This is a genomic window from Williamsia phyllosphaerae (assembly GCF_014635305.1).
Classification (GTDB): domain Bacteria; phylum Actinomycetota; class Actinomycetes; order Mycobacteriales; family Mycobacteriaceae; genus Williamsia_A; species Williamsia_A phyllosphaerae.
Genome location: NZ_BMCS01000003.1, coordinates 473086 through 499672 on the forward strand (window position 1 = coordinate 473086; position 26587 = coordinate 499672).

The 26587-nt window shown below is 68.7% G+C and carries 23 protein-coding genes; 12 read left to right on the forward strand and 11 right to left on the reverse strand.

From position 1 onward, the window contains the following. Positions 1-13 precede the first annotated feature (13 nt). The 4 genes from IEV93_RS20755 to ppc all read left to right on the forward strand — a co-directional run bounded on the left by IEV93_RS20755 (position 14) and on the right by ppc (position 5235). Positions 14-1225: a phosphoglycerate kinase gene (locus tag IEV93_RS20755; RefSeq protein WP_188492558.1), complete on the forward strand. Its 1212-nt coding sequence runs from the start codon at positions 14-16 to the stop codon at positions 1223-1225. Between the two features lie 5 nt (positions 1226-1230). Beyond that, positions 1231-2019, forward strand: a complete 789-nt coding sequence (gene tpiA / locus IEV93_RS20760) for a triose-phosphate isomerase (protein ID WP_188492560.1) — start codon at positions 1231-1233, stop codon at positions 2017-2019. Positions 2020-2084: 65 nt separating this feature from the next. Next, on the forward strand, positions 2085-2318 hold the full coding sequence (secG, locus tag IEV93_RS20765) for a preprotein translocase subunit SecG (protein WP_188492562.1): 234 nt from the start codon (positions 2085-2087) through the stop codon (positions 2316-2318). Positions 2319-2361: 43 nt separating this feature from the next. Beyond that, on the forward strand, positions 2362-5235 hold the full coding sequence (gene ppc, locus IEV93_RS20770; RefSeq protein WP_188492564.1) for a phosphoenolpyruvate carboxylase: 2874 nt from the start codon (positions 2362-2364) through the stop codon (positions 5233-5235). A 24-nt stretch (positions 5236-5259) separates the two neighbouring features. Here the strand turns inward: ppc and IEV93_RS20775 are convergent, their stop codons facing one another. The 6 genes from IEV93_RS20775 to tkt form a co-directional block, all read right to left on the reverse strand. Then, a complete protein-coding gene (locus IEV93_RS20775) occupies positions 5260-5865 on the reverse strand; it encodes a TetR/AcrR family transcriptional regulator (protein ID WP_188492566.1) in 606 nt (201 codons plus the stop codon). 258 nt (positions 5866-6123) lie between these two features. Then, complete coding sequence (gene pgl / locus IEV93_RS20780) at positions 6124-6867, reverse strand: 6-phosphogluconolactonase (RefSeq protein WP_188492568.1); 744 nt, start codon at positions 6865-6867, stop codon at positions 6124-6126. After that, positions 6864-7787 (reverse strand): glucose-6-phosphate dehydrogenase assembly protein OpcA, encoded by a 924-nt coding sequence (opcA, locus tag IEV93_RS20785; protein WP_188492570.1) that lies wholly within the window; start codon positions 7785-7787, stop codon positions 6864-6866. The genes pgl and opcA overlap by 4 nt, the downstream gene beginning before the upstream one ends. Before the next feature lie 48 nt (positions 7788-7835). Next, on the reverse strand, positions 7836-9398 hold the full coding sequence (zwf, locus tag IEV93_RS20790) for a glucose-6-phosphate dehydrogenase (protein ID WP_188492572.1): 1563 nt from the start codon (positions 9396-9398) through the stop codon (positions 7836-7838). Positions 9399-9403: 5 nt separating this feature from the next. Continuing rightward, positions 9404-10525 (reverse strand): transaldolase, encoded by a 1122-nt coding sequence (gene tal / locus IEV93_RS20795; protein WP_188492575.1) that lies wholly within the window; start codon positions 10523-10525, stop codon positions 9404-9406. A gap of 5 nt (positions 10526-10530) precedes the next feature. Then, positions 10531-12630 carry a transketolase gene (gene tkt / locus IEV93_RS20800; RefSeq protein ID WP_188492577.1) on the reverse strand — a complete coding sequence of 700 codons (2100 nt, stop codon included), beginning with the start codon at positions 12628-12630 and terminating at the stop codon, positions 10531-10533. Between the two features lie 366 nt (positions 12631-12996). On the opposite strand from tkt, the gene IEV93_RS20805 reads away from it, so the two are divergent. Further along, positions 12997-14010: a heme o synthase gene (locus IEV93_RS20805; RefSeq protein WP_188492579.1), complete on the forward strand. Its 1014-nt coding sequence runs from the start codon at positions 12997-12999 to the stop codon at positions 14008-14010. A 3-nt stretch (positions 14011-14013) separates the two neighbouring features. On the opposite strand, the gene IEV93_RS20810 is transcribed toward IEV93_RS20805, so the two are convergent. Beyond that, positions 14014-14997, reverse strand: coding sequence for a quinone oxidoreductase family protein (locus IEV93_RS20810; RefSeq protein WP_188492581.1), 984 nt, complete (start codon positions 14995-14997; stop codon positions 14014-14016). Positions 14998-15060: 63 nt separating this feature from the next. On the opposite strand from IEV93_RS20810, the gene IEV93_RS20815 reads away from it, so the two are divergent. Further along, positions 15061-15411 (forward strand): hypothetical protein, encoded by a 351-nt coding sequence (locus tag IEV93_RS20815; RefSeq protein ID WP_188492583.1) that lies wholly within the window; start codon positions 15061-15063, stop codon positions 15409-15411. A gap of 4 nt (positions 15412-15415) precedes the next feature. On the opposite strand, the gene IEV93_RS20820 is transcribed toward IEV93_RS20815, so the two are convergent. From IEV93_RS20820 to mptB, 4 genes are all read right to left on the reverse strand, one after another. Continuing rightward, complete coding sequence (locus IEV93_RS20820) at positions 15416-16408, reverse strand: COX15/CtaA family protein (RefSeq protein ID WP_371873890.1); 993 nt, start codon at positions 16406-16408, stop codon at positions 15416-15418. 80 nt (positions 16409-16488) lie between these two features. Then, complete coding sequence (locus IEV93_RS20825; protein ID WP_188492585.1) at positions 16489-17283, reverse strand: ABC transporter permease; 795 nt, start codon at positions 17281-17283, stop codon at positions 16489-16491. After that, positions 17280-18188 (reverse strand): ABC transporter ATP-binding protein, encoded by a 909-nt coding sequence (locus tag IEV93_RS20830; RefSeq protein WP_229705430.1) that lies wholly within the window; start codon positions 18186-18188, stop codon positions 17280-17282. The genes IEV93_RS20825 and IEV93_RS20830 overlap by 4 nt, the downstream gene beginning before the upstream one ends. Before the next feature lie 159 nt (positions 18189-18347). Next, a complete protein-coding gene (mptB, locus tag IEV93_RS20835) occupies positions 18348-20165 on the reverse strand; it encodes a polyprenol phosphomannose-dependent alpha 1,6 mannosyltransferase MptB (RefSeq protein ID WP_229705431.1) in 1818 nt (605 codons plus the stop codon). Between the two features lie 276 nt (positions 20166-20441). Here mptB and IEV93_RS20840 point away from each other — a divergent pair, with 276 nt between their 5' ends. The 6 genes from IEV93_RS20840 (at position 20442) to sufU (ending at position 26586) form a co-directional block, all read left to right on the forward strand. Then, positions 20442-21254, forward strand: a complete 813-nt coding sequence (locus IEV93_RS20840; RefSeq protein WP_229705432.1) for a helix-turn-helix transcriptional regulator — start codon at positions 20442-20444, stop codon at positions 21252-21254. Next, positions 21251-22723, forward strand: a complete 1473-nt coding sequence (gene sufB / locus IEV93_RS20845) for a Fe-S cluster assembly protein SufB (protein WP_188492591.1) — start codon at positions 21251-21253, stop codon at positions 22721-22723. Before IEV93_RS20840 ends, sufB begins: the two co-directional genes overlap by 4 nt. A gap of 35 nt (positions 22724-22758) precedes the next feature. Next, the gene (sufD, locus tag IEV93_RS20850) at positions 22759-23931 is read left to right on the forward strand and encodes a Fe-S cluster assembly protein SufD (RefSeq protein WP_229705433.1); all 1173 of its coding nucleotides are present in this window, start codon (positions 22759-22761) and stop codon (positions 23929-23931) included. A gap of 72 nt (positions 23932-24003) precedes the next feature. Then, the gene (gene sufC / locus IEV93_RS20855; protein WP_188492592.1) at positions 24004-24777 is read left to right on the forward strand and encodes a Fe-S cluster assembly ATPase SufC; all 774 of its coding nucleotides are present in this window, start codon (positions 24004-24006) and stop codon (positions 24775-24777) included. A 46-nt stretch (positions 24778-24823) separates the two neighbouring features. Further along, positions 24824-26128: a SufS family cysteine desulfurase gene (locus tag IEV93_RS20860; protein ID WP_188492594.1), complete on the forward strand. Its 1305-nt coding sequence runs from the start codon at positions 24824-24826 to the stop codon at positions 26126-26128. Continuing rightward, positions 26125-26586: a Fe-S cluster assembly sulfur transfer protein SufU gene (sufU, locus tag IEV93_RS20865; protein WP_188492596.1), complete on the forward strand. Its 462-nt coding sequence runs from the start codon at positions 26125-26127 to the stop codon at positions 26584-26586. The genes IEV93_RS20860 and sufU overlap by 4 nt, the downstream gene beginning before the upstream one ends. Position 26587: the final 1 nt, after the last annotated feature.

The window sequence follows — 26587 nt, forward strand, 5'->3', positions numbered from 1 at the left end:
TCGATCTCCTCTCATGGCACTTGCATCGCTGAAAGACCTGCTCGACACGGGAGTGTCCGGTCGCATCGTCCTGGTGCGTTCGGACCTCAACGTCCCCCTGGACGGCGAGACCATCACCGACGCCGGGCGGATCATCGCCTCGGCGCCCACCATCGCGGCCCTGGCCGACGCGGGCGCCTCGGTGATCGTCACCGCGCATCTCGGACGCCCCAAGGGTGAGCCGGACCCGAAGTTCTCCCTGGCTCCGGTCGCGGCCCGCCTCGGCGAGGAGCTCGGACGCAACGTCCAGCTCGCGTCCGACGTCGTCGGCACCGACGCGCTCGCACGCGCCGAGGGACTGACCGACGGTGACGTCCTGCTCCTGGAGAACATCCGGTTCGACCCGCGGGAGACCTCGAAGGACTCGTCTGAGCGCGAGGCGCTGGCCAAGGCCCTCGTCGAGCTCGTCGGTGACGACGGTGCGTTCGTATCCGACGGTTTCGGCGTGGTCCACCGAGAGCAGGCGTCGGTCTACGACGTGGCGAAGTTGTTGCCGCACTACGCCGGTGGGCTCGTCGAGTCCGAGGTGAAGGTCCTGCAGAAGCTGACCGCCGACGTCGCACGGCCGTATGCGGTCGTGCTCGGCGGGTCGAAGGTGTCCGACAAGCTCGGCGTCATCGAGGCCCTCGCCCCGAAGGTCGACACGCTCGTCATCGGCGGCGGCATGGCGTTCACCTTCCTCGTCGCCCAGGGGTTGTCCGTCGGCACGTCGCTCTTGCAGGACGATCAGGTCGCGGTCTGCAAGGACCTGCTCGATCGGTTCGGCGACGTCATCCATCTGCCGGTCGACGTGGTCGTCGCCGACTCGTTCTCCGCCGACGCCGCCACCCAGACCGTCTCGGTGCGCGACATCCCGGACGGGTGGATGGGACTCGACATCGGCCCGGAATCGGTGAAGCGATTCGCCGCCGTGCTGGCCGAGGCGCAGACCATCTTCTGGAACGGCCCGGCCGGTGTGTTCGAGTTCGACGCCTTCGCGGCGGGCACCAAGGGGGTGGCCGAGGCCATCGCCGGTGCCACCGCATCGGGTGCGTTCAGTGTCGTCGGTGGCGGTGACTCCGCCGCGGCGGTGCGCCACCTCGGTCTGTCCGACGACGCGTTCTCGCACATCTCCACCGGTGGTGGCGCCTCGCTGGAATACCTCGAGGGCAAAGAGCTCCCGGGGCTGAAGGTCCTGGAGGACTGAGAACCGTGGCAAACCGCAAGCCGCTGATCGCGGGCAACTGGAAGTGCAACCTCAATCATCTCGAGGCCATCGCACTCGTCCAGAAGATCGCTTTCGCGCTCCCCGCGAAGTACTTCGACAAGGTCGACGTGACGGTGATCCCGCCGTTCACCGACATCCGCAGCGTCCAGACCGTCATCGACGGCGACAAGCTCTTGGTGACCTATGGCGCGCAGGACCTCTCCGAGCACGATTCAGGTGCCTACACCGGTGAGATCAGCGGGGCGTTCCTCGCCAAGCTGGGCTGCACCTTCGTCGTGGTCGGGCACTCCGAGCGCCGGACCCTGCACGCCGAGACCGACGAGGTCGTGCTCGGCAAGACGACAGCGGCACTGCGGCACGGGCTGACGCCCATCGTCTGCATCGGCGAGGGACTCGAGGTCCGTGAGGCGGGGGATCACGTCGCCTACAACGTCGCGCAGCTCAAGGGCTCGCTCGCCGGACTGTCGTCCGACGAGATCGCGAAGATCGTCATCGCCTACGAGCCCGTCTGGGCGATCGGCACCGGTCGGGTCGCGAGTGCGGCCGACGCCCAGGAGGTCTGCGCAGCGATCCGTGCGACGCTGGCCGAACTGGCCGACGCCTCGGTCGCCGCGTCCGTGCGGGTCCTCTACGGCGGCTCGGTGAGCTCGAAGAACGTCGGCGAGATCGTCGGTCAGACCGACGTCGACGGCGCCCTGGTGGGCGGCGCGTCGCTCAAGTCCGACGAGTTCGCGACCCTGTCCGCGATCGCCGCTGGTGGACCGCTGCCCTGACCGAGGGGTGGACCACGTAGACTCGCCGGGAGTTTGCGTCGCGACAACGAAAAGGATCACCGTCAGTGAAGTTCGTCTTGGACATCGGATTGGTCATCACCAGCGTTCTGATGGTGATCCTCGTGCTGCTGCATCGCGGTAAGGGCGGTGGCCTGTCCTCGCTGTTCGGTGGTGGCGTCCAGTCGAGCCTGTCCGGGTCCAGCGTCGTCGAGCGCAACCTCGACCGACTGACCATCTTCGTCGGCGTCATCTGGTTCATCTTCATCCTCGGTATCGGTCTGGACATCAAGCTGTCCTGACGCCCGAGATGCCGCCGGTCGCATTGGGCGGGATACTGGACCGATGACGGAACAGTCCACGGCAGCAAGCAGTCCCGCGTCCGATCACTCCACCTCCGGCCACGGTGCGGACGAGAGCTTCGTCGCTCCCTCGGACGTCCGGGTCACCTCGACCGCCACCGGCAGGCAGGCGACCGAACCCCTCCGTGAGGACATCCGTCTCCTCGGCGGCCTGCTCGGCGACATCGTCCGCGAACACGCGGGCGAGGAGATCTTCGACCTGGTCGAACGGGCGCGGGTCGAGTCCTTCCGGGTACGTCGCTCCGAGATCGACCGCGGCGAGCTCGCCGAGACCCTCGCCGGCCTGGGCGTGGCGCAGGCAACCCCCGTCATCCGGGCCTTCAGCCACTTCGCGCTGCTGGCCAACCTGGCCGAGGACATCCACCGCGAACGCCGACGCGCAATTCATGTCCGGGCGGGCGACCCGCCCGTGGACTCCAGCCTGACCGCGACCTACGCCAAACTCGCCGCGGCCGGTCTGTCCGACGACGAGGTGGGTCGGGCACTCGAAGACGCCGTGGTCGTCCCGGTGATCACCGCCCATCCCACCGAGACGCGCCGCCGCACCGTCTTCGAGGCGCAACGCCGCATCACCGACCTCATGCGCTTCCGCGGGCGGACCGAGCTGACCCCCGACGAGGACGCCGACGTCACCGCCGCCCTGCGCAGGCAGGTGCTGACGCTGTGGCAGACCGCGTTGATCCGCCTCGAGCGTCTGCGCATCGAGGACGAGATCGAGGTGGGGCTGCGCTACTACGACGCCGCGTTCTTCTCGGTCATCCCCACCATCAACGCTGCCCTGCGGGACCAGCTGCGCGAGCAGTACCCCGACGCAGGGTTGACCGACGAGCCGATCCTGCGGATGGGGTCGTGGATCGGTGGCGACCGCGACGGCAATCCGTTCGTCACCGACGAGATCGTCGCCATGGCCACCGGGCGGGCCGCGCAGACCGCGGTGACCCACCATCTCGAACAGCTCACCGTGCTGGCCCAGGAGCTGAGCATGTCCTCGCGGTTGGTCACCGTCAGCGACGAGCTCGTCGCACTCGGTGGGGTCGACGATCCCGAGGACACCGCGAACGACGAACCGTACCGGCTCGCGTTGCGGCACATCCGTTCGCGACTGATGTCGACCGCCCACGACCGCTTCGGACCCCAGACGCAGGCGTTGGTCGACGCGTTCGTCGACACCGAGGCACAGCCGTACGCGACCGCCGCGGAACTGCTCGCCGACCTCGATGTCGTCGATGCGTCGCTACGCGCGAACCACGACGGTCCACTGGCCGACGACCGCCTGCTCACGCTGCGCGAGGCGGTCCGGGCCTTCGGGTTCCATCTGTCCGGCCTCGACATGCGGCAGAACTCCGACGTGCACGAGGAGGTCGTCGCCGAGCTGCTCGCGTGGTCGGGGGTGCACGACGACTACTGCTCGCTCGACGAGGCCGACCGGGTGGCGTTGCTGACCCGCGAGCTCGCCGACCGCCGACCGCTGGTGCGTCCGGGCGCACAGCTCGGGGAGCTGGCCGCGAAAGAGCTCGCGATCGTGACCGCCGGCGCCCGCGCCGTCGCCGACTACGGTCCGGAATCGGTCCCGAACTACATCATCAGCATGTGCACCTCGGTCAGCGACATGCTCGAGGCGTTGATCATGCTCAAGGAGGCCGAACTCTTCGATCCCGGTTCGGCGCAAGAGGACCCGCGCTGCACGGTGCGCGTCGTACCGCTGTTCGAGACCATCGAAGACCTGCAGCAGGGTGCCGCGACGCTGCTGGCCGCGCTCGATGTCCCGCTGTACCGAGCGCTGGTGTCGGCGCAGGGCGACATCCAGGAGGTCATGCTCGGCTACTCCGACTCCAACAAGGACGGCGGCTACCTCGCGGCGAACTGGGCTCTCTACCGCGCCGAACTCGACCTGGTCGAGGCGTCGGAGAAAGCCGGGATCCGTCTGCGGTTGTTCCACGGTCGTGGCGGAACCGTCGGTCGCGGAGGCGGCCCCTCCTACGACGCGATCCTGGCCCAGCCCCCGGGCGCCGTGCAGGGATCGCTGCGCATCACCGAACAGGGTGAGGTCATCGCGGCGAAGTACGCCGAACCGGTGCTCGCCCGGCGCAACCTGGAGACGCTGCTGGCCGCCACCATCGAGTCGACCCTGCTCGACACCGAGGGCCTCGGCGACGAGGCCGAGGCCGCGTACGTCGTGCTCGACGAGCTCGCCGCCCTGGCCCGCGGCGCCTACAGCGCGCTGGTCCACGACACCCCGGGATTCGTGGAGTACTTCACCTCGTCGACACCGCTGTCGGAGATCGGCGCCCTCAACATCGGCAGCCGACCGGCGTCGCGCAAGCAGACCGAGAAGATCTCCGACCTCCGTGCCATCCCGTGGGTGCTCTCGTGGACGCAGTCGCGGGTGATGTTGCCGGGTTGGTACGGCACCGGGTCGGCGTTCGAGAAGTGGATCGACGGTGATCCCGAGCGGCTGGAGACGTTGCGCGGCTACTACCGCAGCTGGCCGTTCTTCCGGACCGTGATGTCGAACATGGCCCAGGTGATGGCCAAGTCGGATCTCGGACTGGCTGAGCGGTACTCGCGCCTGGTCACCGACGAGTCGTTGCGCGAGCGTGTGTTCGGGATGATCACCGACGAGCACCGTCGCACGGTGCAGATGTACTTCGACATCACCGAGAGCACCGATCTGCTCGCCGACAACGCGTCGCTGGCGAGGTCGGTGTTCAACCGGTTCCCCTACCTCGAGCCGCTCAACCTGCTGCAACTCGAACTGCTCAAGCGCTTCCGTTCCGGCGACGACTCGCCGCAGGTGCGGCGCGGCATCCAGCTGACCATGAACGGACTGGCCACCGCGCTGCGCAACAGCGGGTAGGCGCGGGCGGTCGGAGGCCGGCGATCAGATGTCGGGGCGCACGGTGATGATCCGGAACATCGACCGGATCTCCTGCGGGGTGGGCGTGTCGAGACTGTCGCGCGCATGCATGAACCCGATGCCCGCGTAGACGAGGGCGCCGGCGCGAAGGCGCGCCTCGGCCGGGTCGAAACCCAACTCCAACAGGGCTTCCTGGACGACGGAGAACACCAACCGGTCGAGGCGTCGGACGGTGTCGGCGACGATCACATTGGTGCGGGCCCATTCGCGGATCGCGTTCTCCACCGCCGGGGAGTGGTCGCCGACGAGCGCGGCGGTCATCGTGTCGAGACGTTCGCGCGGCGCCATCGAGCCGAGTTCGACCAGCGCGCGCATCGAGTCGTTCTGGGTGTCACACCAGTGGTCGGCCACCGCCTCCAGCAGCCCGTTGATGTCGGTGAAGTGCCAGTAGAAGCTGCCCTTGGTGACGTGCAGTTCCTCGCACAGTCGCGAGATGCGGACCGCCGCGACGCCGTCGCGGACGAGGAGGTCCAGTGCAGCGCGCACCCAGGCGTCGACGGACAACCGCCCGGTGCGCCGTCGGGTCTCGAACTCCTCCGGCGGCGTCGGGCTCGCTTCGCTGATGGTCATGGCGTGACGCCGCACGCAGGGGGTGCGGGGGCGGGGTGCGCTGCGTGGGTGGACAAGATGGATCCGCAATCCTCGTGACGAGTGCCGGTGATGGCCGACGAGCGCGCCCGTGCGGCGTCTCGACGGTGATGCGATGACCCGGTCCGACCACCCGACGTCGGACTGTTGACCCACCGTCCACACTACCGAGGTCTGTGAGAGTTCACAGATCCATCGCGGAATTCATGGCGATGTCACATCACGTGACACGCTCGGACGTCACAACGCGGCGGCTGCTCCACGGTCGACGAACCACACCGTCGCCGCCGACCCGTGCGCGCCCGCGCACGGCCATTCGACGGGGTCGCCGCCGGTGACCCCGGCGGCCACGGCGTCGGCCTTGTCCTCGCCGGCCACCAGGAACCACACCTGCGCGGAGCGGTTGACCGCGGGCAGCGTCAGGGTGATGCGACGGGGCGGGGGCTTGGGGGAGTCCGTGACGGCAACGACAGCCGCGGTTTGTTCGGCTCGGGCGTCAGTGTGCGGGAAGAGCGAGTTGATGTGGCCCTCACCGCCCATCCCGAGCAGGTGCACGTCGAAGACGGGACTGTCCGCGCCGTCGGCGTGTTCACGCAGGATCCGGGCGTAGTCGGCGGCGGCGGCGTCGATGTCGTCGCCGAAACGCCCGTCGGACGGCTCCATGACGAACACCCGTGCGGGGTCGAGGTCGACGTGGTCGAGCAGTGCCCGAGCGGCCTGGCCGTGATTGCGCTCGTCGTCGTCGCGCGGGACGAAACGGTCGTCTCCGAAGTAGACGTCGACCGCACGCCAGTCGACGTCCTCGGAGTGGGCGCGCAGCCATTCGAGGATCGCGATGCCGTTGCTGCCACCGGTCAGGACGATCGAGGCCGCGCCGCGGTCACGCTGCGCTGACACGATGACGTAGACGAGACGTTGTCCTGCCTGCGCGATCAGTGCGGTGGTGTCGTCGGCGACGACGATCTCCGGTTCCGGTGTGCTCACGACTGTGCCTCCGCGGTGGGTCGGGTGATGCGTGACGCCCCCTGCAGGGCGAGGTGGTAGATCTCGTCGGGGTCGAGGCGGCGCAACTCCTCGGCGATGCAGTCGCGGACGCCACGAGCGCTCATCGCGACCTTGCCGTCGGGCTTGCCGGGGTTGCTGAGCACGGCGTTGTTGTTCTGGTCGACAGCGAGCACCAGCGGACCGGTCGTGCGCTCGAGCCGGACCTCGAAACTGCCCGAGTGTCGTTCGGTGGGGACGCCCAGCTGTGCCTGCAGCCAGCCGGCCAGCAGATCGATCGACGGCGACCGCCCCGGCCCGGTCACGACGACCCGGTCGACGGGTTCGAACGGGGGACGGTCCAGGGCCGCGGTCAGGATCGCACGCCAGTAGGTGATCTGGGCCCACGCGAGGTCGGAATCGCCGGGCGCATAGGTGGCCAGACGGTGCGCGAGCGCCTCGTCGGGATCGGCAGCCCTCGTCGAGTCGGTGATGCGTCGGGTTCCCAGGCGCCCGACGGGATCCTGCGCCGGGTTCTCCGGAGCCTCGCCGGGCCACCAGGTCACCACCGGGGTGTCGGGGAGCAGGAACGGGACCACGACGCTCTCGGCATGACCGGCGAGTTCGCCGTAGAGCCGCAGCACCACGACCTCGGATGCGCCGGCGTCACCGCCCACCCGTATCTGGGCGTCGAGTCGGGACGCCGCCGCGCTGTTGCCCAGCGACACCACGATGACGCGACACGGGTGTTCGCGGCTGGCCTCGTTGGCCGCCTCGATCGCACCCTCGGTGGGTTCGCCCTCGTCGGCGCAGACCACCAGGGTCAGCACCCGACCGAGGGTCACCGCGCCGCCCGACTCGCGCATCTTGACGAGTTTCTTGCTGACCTTCTCGGTCGTGGTGGCGGGCAGATCCAAGATCATCGGAGACGTTCCTTCGCTGGGGGAGCAGGGGTCACGGTCGGCATCCGGTCACGGACGGCGCCACACCCGCCCGACGCGGGTCATCATGTCCTCGGCCGACCGCGGTCCCCACATCCCGGACTCGTAGGTGTCGGGCCTGCCCTCGGCGGCCCACGCCTGCAGTACGGGATCGAGTATGCGCCAAGACAATTCGACCTCTGCGTTGACCGGGAACAGTGACGGTTCGCCGAGCAGCACGTCGAGGATGAGCCGTTCGTAGGCCTCCGGGGACGACTCGGTGAAGGCCTGGCCGTAGCTGAAGTCCATGTTGACGTCGCGGACCTGCATGCTCGAGCCGGGCACCTTGGAACCGAACCGGAGCGTGATGCCCTCGTCCGGCTGGACCCGGATCACCAGCGCGTTCTCGCCCAGTTCCTCGGTCATCGTCTTGTCGAACGGCAGATGCGGTGCCTTCTTGAACACCAGGGCGATCTCGGTGACGCGCCGACCCAGGCGCTTGCCGGTGCGGAGATAAAACGGCACACCGGCCCACCGGCGGCTGTCGACCTCCACCGCGATCGCGGCGAACGTCTCGGTCGTCGAGTCCGCGGAGAAGCCTTCCTCGTCGACCAGACCGGGAACCGGGTGACTGCCCTGCCACCCCGGGCCGTACTGGCCGCGGGCGGTGTTGAGGTCCAGCGGCAGGATGTTGCGCGTCGCCGAGAGGACCTTGATCTTCTCCGCCTGCAGTTCCCGGGGCTCGAAGGAGACGGGTTCCTCCATCGCCACCAGTGCGAGCAGCTGCAGCAGGTGGTTCTGGATGACGTCGCGTGCCGCCCCGATCCCGTCGTAGTACCCCGCCCGACCGCCGAGACCGATGTCCTCGGCCATGGTGATCTGCACGTGGTCGACGTAGTGCGAACTCCACAGCGGATCGAACAGCTGGTTCGCGAACCGCAGGGCGAGGATGTTCTGGACGGTCTCCTTGCCCAGATAGTGGTCGATGCGGAACACCGAGTCCTCGGGGAAGACCCCGTTGACGACCGCGTTGAGCTCCTTGGCACTCGCGAGGTCGTGTCCGAAGGGCTTCTCGATGACCACCCGGCGCCACCGCTCCGCGGGCAGCCCATCGCCGTCCCCGCCCGGGACAGCGAGACCGGACCGCTGCAACTGCTCGCAGACGGTCGGGAACGCTCCCGGCGGGATCGACAGGTAGAACGCGTGGTTGCCGTCGGTGCCGCGCTCGGCGTCGAGCTCGGCCAGCGTGGTGCGCAGCTGATCGAACGCGGCGTCGTCGTCGAAGGCGCCCTGCACGAAGCGGAACCCCTCGGCCAGCCGTTCCCACACGTCCTCGCGGAACGGGGTGCGGGAGTGCTCGCGCACCGCGTCGTGGACGACCTGACCGAAGTCCTGGTCGTCCCAGTCGCGGCGGGCGAACCCCACCAGGGCGAAGCTCGGCGGGAGCAGACCACGGTTGGCGAGGTCGTACACCGCAGGCATCAGCTTGCGCTTGGCGAGGTCACCGGTGACGCCGAAAATCACCAGGCTGCAGGGACCCGCGATCCGGGGCAGCCGCTTGTCACGGCTGTCCCGGAGCGGGTTGATCCACGTCGTGTCGGCGGCGGCCGTCACGCGCCTCAGCCCTTGGACGCTGCGTCGAGCTGCTTCTGCGTCGCGTCGAGCAACTCGCCCCACGACGCCTCGAACTTGTCGACACCCTCGTTCTCGAGGGTGAGGAACACCTCGTCGAGGTCGATGCCGATGTCGGACAACGCCGTGAAGACCTCTTCGGACTCGGGTCCGCGACCCACCAGCGACGCGGTGTCGGCGGTGCCGTGATCGGCGAAGGCGTCCATCGTCTTCTCCGGCATGGTGTTCACCGTGTTCGGCGCCACCAGGTCCGAGACGTAGAGCGTGTCCGAGTAATCGGGGTTCTTGACGCCGGTCGAAGCCCACAGCGGACGCTGCGGAAGTGCGCCGTCGGACACCAGGCCCTGGAAGCGCGACTCGACCTCGAAGACCTGCTGGTAGGCGACGTACGCCAGACGCGCGTTGGCCAGCGCGGCCTTGCCCTTGAGGGCGGTGGCGTCCGGGGTGCCGATGGCGTCGAGCCGCTTGTCGATCTCGGTGTCGACGCGGGAGACGAAGAACGACGCCACCGAGTGGATCTTCGAGATGTCGTGGCCGGCGGCCTTGGCCGCCTCGATGCCGTCGAGGTAGGCGCCCATCACCAGTCGGTAGCGCTCGACCGAGAAGATCAGGGTCACGTTGACGCTGATGCCCTCGGCCAGGGTCTTGGCGATCGCGGGCAGACCGTCCTCGGTCGCCGGGATCTTGATGAGCAGGTTCGGACGGTCGACGATCTTCCACAGCTCGATCGCCTGCGCCGCGGTCTTGTCCGCGTCGTGGGCCAGTCGGGGATCGACCTCGATCGACACCCGCCCGTCGACGCCGTTGCTGGCCTCCCACACCGGGGTGAAGATGTCGCACGCGTTGCGGACGTCGTCGGTGGTCACCGTGCGGATGGTGGCGTCGACGTCGGCGCCCTGGGCGGCGAGTTCGCGGACCTGCGGGTCGTAGCTGTCCCCGGCAGACAGTGCGGCCTGGAAGATCGACGGGTTCGTGGTGACACCGACGACCGACTTCGTCTCGATCAGCTCGGCGAGGTTGCCCGAAGAGATGCGCTCGCGCGACAGGTCGTCGAGCCAGACCGATACGCCGGCCTCGGACAGGTTCTGGAGATTCTTGTTCTGGGTCATGCTGGTCATCCCTTCGCGTTCGTGATGGAGCGCTGAGCAGCCGCGACGACGGCGTCGGCGGTGAAGCCGTACTCGCGGAACAGGGTCTCGGCGTCTGCGGACTCGCCGAAGTGCTCCAGCGAGATGATCTCGCCGGCGTCGCCGACGATCTTGTACCAGGGCATCGCGATGCCGGCCTCGATGGACACGCGGGCCTTCACGGTCGGCGGGATCACCTGGTCGCGGTAGTTCTGGTCCTGGTCTTCGAACCACTCCACACAGGGCATGGACACGACGCGCGCGGCGATCCCCTGCTCCTCGAGCTTCTTTCGACCCTCGACGGCGTACTGCACCTCGGACCCGGTGGCGATGATGACCACCTCCGGCGCCCTGTTCGCCGCGTCGGCCAGGATGTACCCGCCCTTCGCGACGCCCTCGGCGCTGGTGCCCTCGAGGATCGGGACACCCTGTCGGGTGAGGGCGAGGCCGACCGGACCGCTGCTCGACGAGCGCGCGATCACCGACTTCCAGGCAAAGGCGGTCTCGTTGGCGTCACCGGGGCGCACCACCGACAGGTTGGGGATCGCACGCAGTGCCGCGAGGTGCTCGACCGGCTGATGCGTCGGACCGTCCTCGCCGAGGCCGATCGAGTCGTGGGTCCACACATAGATCGGGTCGATGTCCATCAGCGACGCGATCCGGACCGCGGGCCGCATGTAGTCGGCGAACTGCATGAACGTACCGCCGTAGACGCGGGTCGGACCGTGCAGCACGATGCCGTTGAGGATCGACCCCATCGCGTGCTCGCGGATGCCGAAATGCAGTGTGCGACCGTAGGGTTCGGCATCCCAGTCGTCGGTGGAGATCGACTTCGGGCCGAAGGACTTCTCGCCGTCCATGGTGGTGTTGTTCGATCCGGCGAGGTCGGCCGACCCACCCCACAGCTCGGGCAGCACCGGGGCGAGTGCGGTGAGCACCTTGCCGGAGGCGGCGCGCGTGGCCGGACCCTTGTCGCCGACCTCCCACGTCGGCAGGACGTCGGCCCAGCCGTCGGGGAGCTCGTCGGCGGTGAGCCGATCCAGCAGCTTCTTGCGCTCGGGGTTGGCGGTCGCCCAGGCGTCGAAGTCCTTGCTCCACTGCGCGTGGTCGTCGCGACCACGCGCGACGAGCTCGCGGGTGTGGGCGATCACGTCGTCGGCGACGTCGAACGTCTTCTCGGGATCGAACCCGAGGATCTTCTTGGTCGCGGCGACCTCGTCGCTGCCCAGGGCCGAACCGTGTACGCCGCCGGTGTTCATCTTGGTCGGTGCGGGGAACCCGATGATCGTGCGCAACAGGATGATCGACGGCTTGTCGGTCACGGCTTTCGCCTCGGTGACCGCCTTCTCGATACCCGCGACGTTCTCGCCGCTCTCGACGACCTGCACGTGCCAGCCGTAGGCCTCGTACCGCTTGGCGGTGTCCTCCGACAGGGCGATGTCGGTGTTGTGCTCGATGGAGATCTTGTTCTCGTCGTAGAACAGGATCAGGTTGCCCAGCTGTTGGGTGCCTGCGAGCGAGGAGGCCTCCGAGGTGACGCCCTCCTCGATGTCGCCGTCGGAGGCGACGCAGTAGATGTGGTGGTCGAAGATGCTCTCGCCGATCGCGGGCTCGGGATCGAAGAGTCCCCGTTCGCGGCGCGCGGCCATCGCCATGCCGACCGCCGACGCCAGGCCCTGGCCGAGCGGGCCGGTGGTGATCTCGACGCCACGGGTGTGGCGGAACTCCGGATGCCCCGGGGTCTTGGACTTGAAGGTGCGCAGCGCCTCGAGGTCGGCGATCTCTAGGCCGAAGCCTCCGAGGTACAGCTGGATGTAGAGGGTGAGGCTCGAGTGGCCACACGAGAGGACGAAGCGGTCGCGGCCGAGCCACGCCGTGTCCTCGGGGTCGTGACGCATCACACGCTGGAAGAGGGTGTAGGCGAGCGGGGCCAGGCTCATGGCGGTGCCGGGGTGGCCGGATCCGCACTTCTCGACGGCATCGGCGGCGAGGACGCGCACCGTGTCGACGGCTCTGGTGTCGAGATCGCTCCAGTCGTCGGGGTAGGACGCCTTGGTGAGGGACTGGATCTCATCTGTAACTGCCACGATGGGGAATTCTCCTGTGTCGGTCGCATCGAGCGGGGAAGAGTCGGTCGGTGTCCCGACGGTGCGCGCCCGGTGTCGATCGTGACGGTTCGACCCGATCGCCGGCAGCTCGCATCATCCGACTCCTGGCCCCAACCCTAGTCGGCCCGCACGGCGCCGGGGCGCATCGGTAAATGATCCGATAGGCGCAGTTCCTCCGGGGCGCGCGAGACGTCCAATTGTCGATCGGTGGGCCCCGCCGTCTACCATGCCCTGTAGTAGATGTCGGCGTTCTCGACGACGGTCTCGACGAGGTGTCACCTCGCGGCCACCGCAACCCGTATCCCGTTCAGCGCCTCGGGACACGACACGCGACGACACGACACGATGAGTGCAGCGGAATCAGGAGAGCACGTGGAGATCGGGCACAGCGGTGGGGGACACGGAGCCGCCACGACCCGTCCCGTGCGGTCCCCCGACGAGACCCCGGGAACCTCCGGCGCGAGCCGTCTGCGGACCACCGTCCTCGCCTACATCGCGCTGACCAAGCCGCGTGTCATCGAGCTGCTGCTCGTGGCCACCGTGCCCGTGATGCTGCTGGCCGACCGCGGGTCGGTCGACATCGGCCTGATCGCGATCACCCTGGTCGGCGGATGGCTGGGTGCGGCGAGCGCCAACACGCTGAACATGGTCATCGACCACGACATCGACCAGAAGATGAAGCGCACCGAACGGCGCCCTCTGGCCCGTCATGCGGTGTCGCGTCTCAATGCCCTGATCTTCGGTCTCGTCCTCGGCGCCGCCTCGTTCGCGGTCCTGTGGAGCTTCGCCAACCTGCTCAGTGCCCTGCTCGTGATGGCCACGATCGCGTTCTACGTACTCGTCTACACGATGGTCCTCAAGCGTCGGACCTGGCAGAACGTCGTGTGGGGCGGCGCCGCGGGATGCATGCCGACCCTCGTCGGCTGGGCCGCGGTCACGGGGTCGATCAGCTGGCAGCCGGTGGTGCTGTTCCTGATCATCTTCTTCTGGACGCCGCCGCACACCTGGGCGCTGGCGATGCGCTACAAGGAGGACTACCGGGCCGCCGGCGTCCCGATGCTGCCGGTGATCGCCACCGAGGTACAGGTCGCACGACAGATGGTTTTCTATACCTGGGCCACCGTTCTCGCGACGCTCGCGTTGATCGCCGCCACCGGCTGGATCTACGCCGTGGTCGCCGTCGGCGCCGGCGCGTGGTTCCTGCGGGCCGTGCACAAGCTGCTCACCACGACCCGCAACGGCGGCGAGATCGCCCCCCTCAAGGTGTTCCTGCAGTCCAACGAGTACCTGGCCATCGTGTTCTGCGGCCTCGCCGTCGACTCCGTCGTCCACTTGCCGACGGTCGCCAGCCTCTTCTGAGCCCTACGGGACCAGCACGATCGAACCCGTGGTCGCACGCGCCTCGAGGTCGCGGTGCGCCTGCTCGGCGTCGGCCAACGCGTAGCTGTTGCCCACCCGGACCTCGACCCGCCCCTGCGCCACCGCTGACATGACCTCGGAGCTACGCCAGGCGAACTCGGCAGGATCGGAGACGAAATCGGCCAGCGTCGGACGGGTCACGCTCAGCGATCCGAGTCCGTTGAGCCGCTGCAGGTCGAACGGCGGTACCGGACCGCTGGCGGCACCGAAGAGCACGACCGTGCCGCGCACGCGCGTGCTCCGCAGACTCTGTTCGAACGTGTCGGCCCCGACACCGTCATAGACCACCGCGACACCCACGCCGTCGGTGAGTTCGCGCACCTTCTCGGCGACGTGGCCGCCGTAGCGCAGCACCTCCGATGCCCCCGCGGCACGGGAGAGCGCCTCCTTGGCGTCGGTGGACACCGTCGTGATCACCCGGATGCCCCGTGCGGCCGCCATCTGGGTCAGCACCAGCCCGACACCGCCGGCCCCCGCGTGCACCAGGATCGTGTCGCCGGGAGTGTCGTCGCCGGGTCCCTGGGGGTGGGCGCTGCCGTCGAGCAGATAGTGCGCGGTCAGTCCCTGCAGCAGGGCACTGGCGGCGACCGGGTCGTCGACCCCGTCCGGAACCGGCACCGCGCGGGCGGCGGTGACCAGCGCGATCTCGGCGTAGCTGCCGGGCGCGTCCGACCATGCGACCCGCGATCCGACGAGCTCGGCGTCGACGCCGTCGCCGACCGCGATGACGGTGCCCGCGCCCTCGGACCCCGGGACGTAGGGGGTCTGCGACGGGTAGAGCCCCGAGCGCAGGTAGGTGTCGATGAAGTTGATCCCGACCGCGCCCACCCGCACGGCCAGCTGACCGGGCCCCGGGGTCGGATCGTCGATCTCGACGCTGCGGAGTACTTCGGGTCCGCCGTGAGCGGTGACGTGGATGGCCTTCATGCCCACCGTTGTACCGCGAGCCGTCCGATCGCACATCGCAGGCCCACCGATATGCTTGCGTTCATGGCCGATACCTCCGAAGACCAGGGCGCCGTCGAGCAGGACGAGAACGCTCGGTCGATCCGCATCCCGCGCGGCACGCTCGCCGCGGTCACCCGTTTCGTCCGCAGCAACGGCGGCTCCGCCAGCGCCGTCATCGAGCCGGTGGGCACGTCCGGTGTGCGGGTGCTGATGGTCGGCTCAGAGAACGGCGTGCTGGGTGATCAGGTCGTCGCCGACGTGGAGACCGCGAAGGCTCTCGTGGGCGCCGTGGACGGTCTCGAACTCGCCGAGTGGGACCGCGAACTGAGTGCCGCCGCGACGCCGCGACCCGGCCACTGGGCCAAGATGGCCGGGTGGGTCGCGCGCACCTGATCTCTCAGGCGCGCAGACCCGGCGCCTCGGTCGGCGAGGCCACCTCGTCGGCCGCCGTCACCGACATCGCCTGACGGGGTCGCATCGCGACCCACAGGGCCGCGGTCGCCGCGACACACGCCCCGGCGCCGGCCACGTGCATGACCACCAACACCTCGGGGACCCCGGTGAGGTACTGCGTGAGCCCGATGAGTCCCTGGGCCAGCACGAGTGCGACCAGGACGTAGAGACGGCGTCGCAGGCGTGCCGGTGCACCGACCGCCGCGAGCCCGAATCCCAGTGCGACCACCAGGGCCAGGTACGCGATCATCAACTCGGCGTGCGCGTGGACCAGCGTGGTGATCTCGATCGCCAGCCGGGGGACCGGCTTCTCGACGCTCTTGTCGCCGGCGTGGGGCCCGGCTCCGGTGACCATCGTCCCGGCCACCAGGAGAGCACTCATCACCGCGGCACTGAGCGCGGTCAGCCAGCGCAGCGGATCGGGCACTTGCCTGAGCGCCTCGCCGTCGTCGGGTTCACGGACCTTCTCCAGCAGCAGCACCGACAACCAGACCATGCCCATCGACACCAGCAGGTGGATCGCCACCGTCCACCACAGCAGACCGGTCAACACCGTCAGCCCGCCGAGCACGGCCTGCAGGACCGTCGACAGCGGCATCAGCCAGGCGTAGAACCGCACCTCGCGACGACGCCCGGCGCGGGTGACCGCGAGAACGATCAGGGCCGCGGTGAGCACCACCGCGAACGTCAGCAACCGGTTGCCGAACTCAACGGCGGTGTGGATGGCGGCCACCGACGCGTGCGGCTCGGGGGTGAAACTCCCCGGGAAGCACTGCGGCCAGGTGGGGCAGCCGAGACCCGACGACGTGACCCGCACGATCGACCCGGTGACGGCAATGCCCGCCTGCGAGAGCATCACCGCGATGGCGATGCCGACCTGCACGCGTCGGGAGGGGAGGGGGAGGTGATTCACCAGCCGGACGAAACCGCGATACAACACGACTCCGATGCTATAGACCCCGGTGAGAGCGGATCGCCAACCCGTCGGTGTGCTCACGTGATCCTGGCCACGCGGCCTCAGATGAAGCGGAAGTACCGCACCGCCGCGGCCCCGGCGACGACGCCCCAGACGATCAGCACACCGAAACCGACGTAGTCGACGGACTGCTCACCCGCGCGGTGCAGGACCTCGCTGAGCGCTCCGGACGGCGTGCATCGAGCGATCCAGCGGACGGCGTCGGGGACGCCGTCACCGATCACGACGAGGCTGCCGACGCCGATGAGCACGAACCAGATCACGTTGGCCAGTGCGAGCACGATCTCGGCGCGCAACGTACCGCCCAGCAGCAATCCCAGCGCGGAGAACGCCATGGTGCCGATGGCGATGGCCACGGCGCCGAGGAGCAGCCCCGACACCGACCAGTTCCACCCGAACGCGACACCGATCAGGCCGATGATGACGGCCTGCAGGACCACGACTATCGCGACGGCGATCGATTTGCCCGCGATCACACCCCAGCGCGGCAGCGGGGTCGCGCCGAGTCGCTTGAGCGCGCCGTAGCGGCGGTCGAAGCCGACCGCGATCGCCTGCCCGGTGAACGCGGTCGACATCACCGCGACGGTCATGATCGCAGGGACGAACCGATCGGCGCGGTTCTCCTCGAAGGTGCCGATCGGCAGCAGACAGAGCCCGATCAACAGGGTGACCGGGATGAAGAGCGTGAGCAGCAGCTGCTCGCCGTTGCGCAGCAGCAGGATCAGCTCGATCCGGGACTGCGCGAGCAACATCCGCAGCACCGGAGCCGGGCGCGGATCGGGGGTGAACTGGCCCGGGGTGAAGTGCGAGGCCTGTGCGGCGGCGGGGGTGGTCATCCGCGCAACTCCCGTCCGGTCAGGTCGAGGAATACGTCCTCGAGGCTGCGTGTCTCCACGCGGAGGTCGGTGGCGAGCACGTTGATCTTCGCGCACCACCCGGTCACGGCGGCGAGCACCTGAGGGGTCACCTCGCCCGCCACGAGGTAGGTGCCGGGATTGACCTCGGACACCCGGTACCCCTCGGCGAGGATGGACACCAGCAGGGTCAGATCGAGCCCGCGGGGCGCGCGGAACCGCAGCTCATTCTCGGCACCGCGACTGGTGACCTCGGCGGGCGTCCCGTGTGCGACGACGCGCCCCTTGTCGATGATGATCAGGTCGTCGGCGAGCTGTTCGGCCTCGTCCATCAGGTGGGTGGTCAGCAGCACCGACACCCCGTCGGCCCGCAGCCGATCGATCAACTCCCACACCAGGATCCGCGCCGCCGCGTCCAGGCCCGCGGTCGGTTCGTCGAGGAACACCAGTTCCGGGCGTCCGACGATGGCACACGCCAGGGCCAGTCGCTGCTGCTGTCCGCCGGAAAGGCGACGGTAGGAGGTACGCGCGGCGTCGACGAGCCCGAGGGTGCGCAGCAGCCAGTCGGGGTCGATCGGGTTGGCCGAGTAGGCGGCGCACAGCCGCAGCATCTCGCCGGCGCGGGCGCCGGGGTAGGCGCCGCCGCCCTGGAGCATGACCCCGATGCGGGTGCGCAGGTGATCGTTGTCGGCGACCGGGTCGAGACCCAGCACGCGGACCTCGCCGGCGTCGGGGACGCCGAACCCCTCACAGATCTCCACCGTGGTTGTCTTGCCCGCACCGTTGGGACCGAGCAGGGCGAGAACCTGTCCGCGCTGCAGGTCGAGGTCGAGACCGTCGACCGCGGTGAGGTCGCCATATCGTTTGACCAGCCCGCGGATCTGCAATGCGGGTGCCTCGGACCCAGGGCCGGAGCGCGCGGGATCGCTCCCGTCGGCGGGCGGCGCGGCGGCCGGGCGACCGAGGGGACTCTTCACAGCTCCCAACACTATTCGTCGGCGCCCTCGAGTCGCCAAACGGACCTGCGTGGACGACGGTCTCGCCGATCAGTCCCGGGAGGTCGCGGCCGCCGGCTCGCGGGACGGCGCGGGCTCGGTGGGCTCGGACGGCGGTGGTGCGTCGTCGTCGCGTTCGGCGGCCTGCGGGTGGTCACCGGCCCTCTGCCAGGGCATCTTCTCGAAGAACACGGCGGTCAGCACGGCGGTCAGGAAGATCGACGCGACGATCGCCTCCGCGAGCTGGAAGCCGCGGGTGCCCGCACCTGTGGGCAACACCACCACGGCGATGATCGCCGAGACGGCGATCGCGACGAGACGGAACCACCGGCCGGTCGCCCACGCCGCGAGCGGGATGACCGCCCAGAGCAGGTACCAGGCCTGCACGAACGGGAACAGCAGCACGAACGTCGCCATCGCGATACCGAGGGCGCCGAGTGGGTGGAGCCGGCCCGCCAGGGCGGCGAGCAGCCAGCGGACGATGAACAGGCCGGCGATGACCTGGCCGATGGGGCGCGCCACGTCGAGCATCGCCTGGGTGTGATCACCCAGCCCCATGAACACACCGACGCGACCGCCGGTCACCGACAGCAGCGTGGGCATCGACATCCAGGACCGGACGACGCCGCCCGTGCTCAGCGTCGACGTCCAACCGAAGCCCAGGCCGGTACCGAGGCAGATCGACACCACCACGACGACGAGGACGGTGAGCAGCACCCCGGCGGACGCGGCCAGCGCGAACACCGACTGCCGCGACCGTGCCCACCACTGTGACCGCGGTGCGTGACGCAGCGCGGGCAGCGTGGCTCCCCAGCGCAGGGCGAGGGCGATGCCGACGAAACCGAGGGCCAGCAGCGAACTGATCTTGACCATCGCCGAGGCGGCGATGATCGCCGTCCCCGCGATCAGCAACCAGCCGCTGGGACTCGGCAGGATCGTGCCCGTCCGCCGCAGTCGGTGTGTGCCGTAGATCGCCCGGAAGCACAGTTCGAGCCCGGCGAGCATGAGCCCCAGCATCAGGGCCTCGTTGTGGATACCGCCGACCAGATGCAGGATCAGCAGCGGGTTCAGGGCACCGAGCCAGAGGGCGGCGGTCGGCGACACCCCGCAGCGCCGGGCCAGGCGGGGCAGCGCCCAGACGATGAGTGCGACACCCACCAGCGCGAGTACCCGGTGCAGCAGGATCGCGGTGGTGAGGTTGTCGCCCGTGATGGCGGTGATGTTCTTGCCCAACCACAGGAACAGCGGCCCGTACGGCGCGGGGGTGTCGCGCCATAGGTTGGGTACCGATCGCGTCAGCACATCACCGACGCCCAGTCCGCGGACCGGGCTGACCTTGTACGGGTCCATCCCGCGGTACGCGATCGCGCTCTGCGCCAGATACGAGTAGATGTCCTTGCTCAGCAGCGGCGGCGCCAGGATGATCGGCGTGATCCACAGCAGCAGCGTGCGGTCGGCCTGCCGCTGCGACATACGGCGTCGCGGTGTGGTGCCGCCCCTGACCTCGACGTTGAGCCGACCGACCGCGAAGCGCCCGAGCAACAGCCAGGCGAGCACCAGGATGAGGGTGCCGCCGATCGACAGCGTCAACGCGACCGGCCACATCCGCGAGGGCAGGGAGAGCAGCCGCACCCCGGCGATGGGATTCTGCAGCACCGGGACGGCGCCGGTGCCCAGGGAACCGATCAGGATCAGGATCGACCCGACGGCGCCGAAGATGCGGACCCGGTTGAGTCGGCGGTTCTCGTCCGGCTCGAGGTCACCGACCTCGGGCTCGTCGCCGTGCAGACGGGCCATGGTGACGCCGTAGTCGCCGGTGTCGTCGACCGCGCGCGTCGTCGACCGCCGCCGTAACCCCAGGTAGGTCAGCGCGGCGCGGACGCGGCCCCGGGCGCCGGTGGCGGCGTCGGGATCGACGGTGTCGACGTCCCCTGCGTGCACAGGGAGCTCCGCGCTGGGTGTGGGATCGGGCACAAGACAAGACTGTAATGGTCTTCGGTGTCGTGGGTGGTCGGGCGCGTGTGCAGGTCTTTCCGCGGTGATCGGCCGACACTGGTCGTGGGCTCCCGACCGTGGTCAGAGCAGGATAGGTAACCCTTGCTGGCATGCGGTGTCCAATTAGGTGACACTTGTGTTGTGAAATCCATCCAGGACGGTTCTGCCGTGTCCGCCGACGCCGGTGTCCCACCGGTGTCGGTGTCGCACGACGGTCAGACCCGCACCGCGGTGGTGGCCTTTCTCGTCGAGCACGGACCGGCCACCGCCGGTGACATCGGCGAGGAGCTGGGCATGAGCGCGGCCGGCGTGCGCAGGCACCTCGATGCTCTCATCGCCGGCGGCGAGATCCGGGCGTCGGCGGTGTCGGCGCGCTACGCGCGTCGCGGCCGAGGCCGTCCGGCCAAGCAGTTCCAGCTCACCGCCGTCGGACGCGGCAAGCTGCACCACGCCTACGACGATCTCGCCGGAGCAGCGATGCGTCGGCTGCGTGACGTCGCGGGCGACCAGGCGGTCCGCGACTTCGCGGCCGACCGGATCGACGCGATCGTCGCCGACGTACCCGCCAACACCGAGGGCGATTCCGATCCCGACGCGGTGATCCAGACCGCCGACCGGATCGCGGTCGCACTGACCGCCGCCGGGTTCTCCGCCAACACCCGTCGTGTCGGCGCCGGCGTGCAGATCTGCCAACACCACTGCCCGGTCGCCCACGTGGCCACCGAGTTCCCCGAACTGTGCGAGGCCGAGACCGCCCGGTTCACCGACCTCCTCGGCACGCACGTGCAGCGCCTGGCGACCATCGCCAACGGTGACTGTGCCTGCACCACCCACGTGCCGCTCGCGGTGGCGTCGCCGGTCCAACCGGCCGACGACGACTCCCGCAGCACGATCGACAGCCCGTCGGGGTCCGATGCACAGCTCGCATCGGCCACCGGCACCAAACGAGAGGATTCTCGATGACAGTCACCGATCCCCAGACCGCCGCGACGGCGACGACCGTGCTGCCCACCGGCACCCCGGCGCTGACGCAGGAGGAGACGATCGACTCGTTCGGCTCCTACGGGTACGGCTGGTCCGACTCCGACGTCGCGGGTGCGAGCGCCAAGCGCGGCATCAACGAGGCCGTCGTCGCCGACATCTCGGCCCGCAAGAGCGAGCCCGAGTGGATGCTGGCCGCCCGCCTGAAGGCCCTGCAGACCTTCGGCAAGAAGCCCATGCCCACCTGGGGTTCGAACCTCGACGGCATCGACTTCGACAACATCAAGTACTTCGTGCGCTCCAGCGAGAAGCAGGCCGCCACGTGGGACGACCTGCCCGCCGACATCAAGAACACCTACGACAAGCTCGGCATCCCCGAGGCCGAGAAGCAGCGGCTCGTCTCCGGAGTCGCAGCGCAGTACGAGTCCGAGGTCGTCTACCACTCGATCCGCGAGGATCTCGAGGCCCAGGGCGTGTTGTTCCTCGACACCGACACCGCGCTGAAGGAGCAGCCCGAGCTGTTCCGCGAGTACTTCGGCACCGTCATCCCCGCCGGTGACAACAAGTTCTCCGCGCTGAACACCGCCGTGTGGTCGGGTGGCTCGTTCATCTACGTCCCGCCGGGTGTCCACGTCGACATCCCGCTGCAGGCGTACTTCCGCATCAACACCGAGAACATGGGTCAGTTCGAGCGGACACTGATCATCGTCGACGAGGGTGCCTACGTGCACTACGTCGAGGGCTGCACCGCCCCGATCTACAAGACCGACTCGCTGCATTCCGCGGTCGTCGAGATCATCGTGAAGAAGGGTGGTCGCTGCCGCTACACAACCATCCAGAACTGGTCGAACAACGTCTACAACCTGGTCACCAAGCGCGCCAAGGCCGAGGCCGGCGCGACCATGGAGTGGGTCGACGGCAACATCGGTTCCAAGGTCACCATGAAGTACCCCGCGGTGTGGATGACCGGTGAGCACGCCAAGGGCGAGGTGCTCTCGGTCGCGTTCGCCGGCCCCGGCCAGCACCAGGACACCGGCTCGAAGATGGTCCACCTCGCGCCCAACACGTCGAGCAACATCGTCTCGAAGTCGGTCGCCCGCGGTGGCGGTCGCGCGTCATACCGCGGCCTGGTCCAGATCAACAAGGGTGCCCACGGGTCACGCTCGACGGTCAAGTGTGACGCCCTGCTGGTCGACCAGATCAGCCGCAGCGACACCTACCCCTACGTCGACATCCGTGAGGACGACGTGACGATGGGCCACGAGGCCACCGTCTCCAAGGTCAGCGACGAGCAGCTGTTCTACCTGATGAGCCGCGGACTGACCGAGGACGAGGCCATGGCCATGGTGGTCCGCGGGTTCGTCGAGCCGATCGCCAAGGAACTGCCGATGGAGTACGCCCTCGAGCTGAACCGGCTCATCGAGCTGCAGATGGAAGGATCCGTCGGTTGAGTTCCGAGAAGATCATCTCCGACGACGCGACCGGCGTGGTCGCCGCCGTCACCGGCGAGAACGTCCACCCCGTCGCCAACAAGGGTGAGCTGTTCACCTCGTTCGACGTCGACGCCTTCGAGGTCCCCGGATCCCGCGACGAGGCATGGCGTTTCACGCCGTTCCGCCGGCTGCGAGGTCTGCACAACGGTGAGGCGACCGCGAGCGGTACCGCCGACGTCACGGTCGAGGGTGTCTCCGACGGCGTGACCGTCGAGACCGTCGGCCGTGACGACACGCGGCTCGGCGACGGCGGCGTCCCGTTCGACCGGATCGCCGCGCAGGCGTTCTCCTCGTTCACCGAGGCGACCGTGATCACCGTCGCCCGCGAGGTGGAGGTGGCCGATCCGGTCACCGTCACCATCACGGGTCCCGGTGAGGGCCAGGTCGCCTTCGGCCACACCCAGATCCGAGTCGAGAGGTTCGGCCGGGCCGTGGTCGTCATCGATCAGGCAGGCAGCGGGACCTACGCCGAGAACATCGAGTTCGTGGTCGCCGACGGCGCGCACCTGACCGTCGTCAACCTGCACGACTGGGCCGACGACACCGTGCACGTCGCCGCGCACCACGTCCGGCTCGGACGCGACGCGACCATCCGGCACTTCGCGGTCAGCCTCGGCGGCGACCTCATCCGTCTGTCCCCGCTGGTGCACTACGACGGTCCGGGCGGCGACGCCGAGATGTGGGGCCTGTACTTCGCCGACGCCGGACAGCATCTCGAGCAGCGTCTGCTGGTGGACCACTCGCAGCCCAACTGCAAGTCCAACGTCGTCTACAAGGGCGCGCTGCAGGGTGACGCGAGCAACCGTGCCCGCGAGGCACACACGGTGTGGGTCGGCGACGTGCTGATCCGCGCGGAGGCCGAGGGCACCGAGACGTTCGAGGTCAACCGGAACCTGCTGCTCACCGACGGCGCGCGCGCCGACTCGGTGCCGAACCTGGAGATCGAGACCGGCGAGATCGTCGGTGCCGGCCATGCCAGCGCGACAGGACGTTTCGACGACGAGCAGCTGTTCTACCTGCAGGCTCGGGGCATCCCCGAGGATCAGGCACGACGACTGGTGGTGCGTGGCTTCTTCGGCGAGGTCATCGCCAAGATCGGCGTGCCCGAGATCCGCGAACGACTCGAGGCGGCCGTCGAGGCCGAACTCCAGATCGCCGGTGCCTGAGATGCATCGGGCCTGACGGGTTCCGCGCCCGCACACACTTCGTACGACTACGACCAAGAGGACTGAAATACCGTGGCAACACTCGAAATCCGTGACCTGCACGTCAACGTCACGCCCAAGGACTCCGACGCGGAGCCCATCGTCATCCTCAAGGGTGTCGACCTGACCGTCGAGTCCGGTCAGACCCACGCGATCATGGGGCCCAACGGCTCCGGCAAGTCGACGCTGTCGTACGCGATCGCCGGTCACCCGAAATACCAGGTGACCCAGGGCACGATCACCCTCGACGGTGAGGACGTCCTGGCGATGACCGTCGACGAGCGTGCGCGCGCCGGACTGTTCCTGGCCATGCAATACCCGGTCGAGGTCCCCGGGGTCTCCATGTCGAACTTCCTGCGCACCGCGGCCACCGCGGTCCGCGGCGAGGCGCCGAAGCTGCGCCACTGGGTCAAAGAGGTCAAGGAATCCCTGAACGAATTGGAGATCGATCCCTCGTTCGTCGAGCGGTCGGTCAACGAGGGCTTCTCCGGCGGCGAGAAGAAGCGTCACGAGATCCTGCAGCTGGGCATGCTCAAGCCGAAGATCGCGATCCTCGACGAGACCGACTCCGGCCTCGATGTCGACGCGCTGCGGGTCGTCTCGCAGGGTGTCAACAACTACCGGGAGCGCGAGAACGGCGGCGTGCTGCTGATCACGCACTACACGCGGATCCTGCGCTACATCAAGCCCGAGTTCGTCCACGTGTTCGTCAACGGCCGTGTCGTCGAGTCCGGCGGCCCCGAACTCGCCGACGAGCTCGAGGAGAACGGCTACGTCAAGTTCACCAGCGCGGCCGCGGGCGCCTGAGCGGCTCGCCCCACGGACCGCTCGCATTTTCTCGGGAGGTGATCGCATGACCACAACCGTCACGACCCAGTCGCCGGTCGATGCCCTCGACGTGGAGCGCCTCCGGGCCGACTTCCCGATCCTGGCGCGGACCGTGCGTGACTCGAAGCCCCTGGTCTACCTCGACTCCGGGGCGACCTCGCAGCGTCCGCTGCAGGTGCTCGACGCCGAGCGGGAATTCCTGACCACCTGCAACGCGGCCGTGCACCGGGGGGCCCACCAGCTGGCCGAGGAGGCCACCGATGCCTACGAGGACGCCCGCGAGATCATCGCCGGTTTCGTGGGTGCCGAGACCGACGAGATCGTGTTCACCAAGAACGCGACCGAGTCGCTCAACCTCGTCGCCTACACCCTCGGCGACGATCGGTCGGGTGCCCTGTTCGGCGGGAGGCCCCTCGGACCCGGTGACACCATCGTCGTCACCGAACTCGAGCACCACGCCAATCTCGTCCCGTGGCAGGAACTGTGCCGCCGAACCGGGGCGACCCTGCGCTGGTACGGGGTCACCGGCGACGGTCGCATCGATCTGACCTCGCTCGACCTCGACGACTCGGTCAAGGTCCTGGCCTTCACCCATCAGTCCAACGTGACCGGCGCGGTCGCCGACGTCGCGGAGATGGTGCGTCGTGCCCGCGCGGTCGGTGCGCTCGTCGTGCTCGATGCGTGCCAGTCGGTCCCGCACATGCCGGTCGACTTCGCCGCCTCCGACGTCGATTTCGCCGCGTTCTCCGGGCACAAGATGTTCGGCCCCTCGGGTGTCGGTGTGCTGTACGGCAAGCGTGCGCTGCTGGCGGAGCTGCCTCCCTTCATCACCGGTGGATCGATGATCGAGACGGTGTCGATGGAGGTGTCGACCTACGCCGACCCGCCACAGCGCTTCGAGGCCGGCGTGCCGATGACGTCGCAGGTCGTCGGGCTCGGCGCGGCCGTCCGATATCTGCAGGCCATCGGCATGGAGGCCATCGCCGAGCACGAGCGCGTACTCGTCGGACACGCACTGGCGGTACTCGGGGCCATCCCGGGCGTCCGGATCATCGGTCCCACCGACACCACCGATCGTGGGGGAGCGGTCGCGTTCGGAGTGGACGGCCTCCACGCCCACGATCTCGGTCAGGTTCTCGACGACGAGGGTGTCGCCATCCGCGTCGGGCATCACTGCGCGTGGCCGCTGCACAAGCGTCTCGGCGTGGCCGCCAGTGCGCGTGCGTCATTCGCCGCCTACAACACGACGGCCGAGGTCGACGCGCTCGCCGCGGCGATCGTCACCGCGCAGGAGTTCTTCGGTGTGGCTGCGGGAACGGAGCAGCGGTGAGAATGGAACAGATGTACCAGGAGGTGATCCTGGATCACTACAAGCACCCGCACGGTCGCGGTCTTCGTGAGCCCTTCGGCGCCGAGGTGCATCACGTCAACCCCACGTGCGGTGACGAGATCACCCTGCGCGTCACGCTCTCCGACGACGGGTCGGCGGTCACCGACATCTCCTACGACGGTCAGGGATGCTCGATCTCGCAGGCCTCGACGTCGGTGCTCTACGACCAGGTGGTCGGCATGGGCATCGCCGATGCGTTGGCCACGGTCGCGTCGTTCAACGACATGATGACCTCACGCGGGAAGGACGAGGGCGACGAGAACGTCGTGGGTGACGGCATCGCCTTCGTCGGTGTCAGCAAGTACCCGGCCCGCGTCAAGTGCGCGCTGCTGGGCTGGCTGGCCTTCAAAGACGCTCTCGCACAGACCGTTGCACTGCAGTCCGCGGAAAGGAACTGAC